General features: G+C 62.4%; 1 protein-coding gene. It reads left to right on the top strand.

Annotated features, from left to right (window positions below; genetic code table 11):
• The coding region (locus tag RJ1_RS45110; protein ID WP_073371185.1) for a DUF4193 domain-containing protein at positions 1-227 on the top strand (227 nt) is incomplete at its 5' end.
• Positions 228-700: the final 473 nt, after the last annotated feature.

Below are 700 nucleotides of genomic sequence, written 5' to 3'. Positions count from 1 at the left end.
AGCTGACCGCCAGCCGGAAAGACACCCAGTCCCCCGTCGTCGACGTCGAAGACACCGACACCGCCGAATCCTTCGAACTGCCCGGCGCCGACCTGTCCGGCGAAGAACTCACCGTCCGCGTCCTCCCCAAGCAGGCGGACGAATTCACCTGCACGAGTTGCTTCCTGGTCCATCACCGCAGTCGGCTCGCCGACTCCGCGCAGCTGATCTGCCGGGACTGTACCTAACCGAACACCGGAACCCCTGGGTGCCTCGGATGCCTCCGGGTAAGTCCCGGGGGCGGGGAGAACCGACACGATCAGAGCTTCGTCGCCGTCAATACTCACGATCGTGAACACCGAGGTTCCCTCAGCATGAACCTTGACCGTGTCGCCGACATTCAAAAGCGTGCGAGTTCCGCGATTCTCGGTCATACACCAAGAGGAACTTGTACGAGTTCCTTGCGTAATCCGCAGATATTAGCCGGGTTCGATTCGATCTTGCTCCGACTGCCGCATCGGGGCGCGCCAGCGCTGTGCCGATAGCCGATCGGCTACATGCAGCAGGGTCACTATCACCTGCCCTGGTGGATCGCTACTGTGCCAGGTGTGAGGGAACCAGTGCTGGATCGGCACGTCGACGTTGCACAGCTGTGGCAACTGGCCAGTGACGCGGCCCGGAAGGGCGAGAAGTGGGGGCAGCGCAAGAAGTCGGTGAGCGA

This window comes from Rhodococcus jostii NBRC 16295 (assembly GCF_001894825.1).
GTDB classification, from domain to species: domain Bacteria; phylum Actinomycetota; class Actinomycetes; order Mycobacteriales; family Mycobacteriaceae; genus Rhodococcus_F; species Rhodococcus_F jostii.
This window is presented reverse-complemented; position numbering and strand designations above follow the sequence as displayed.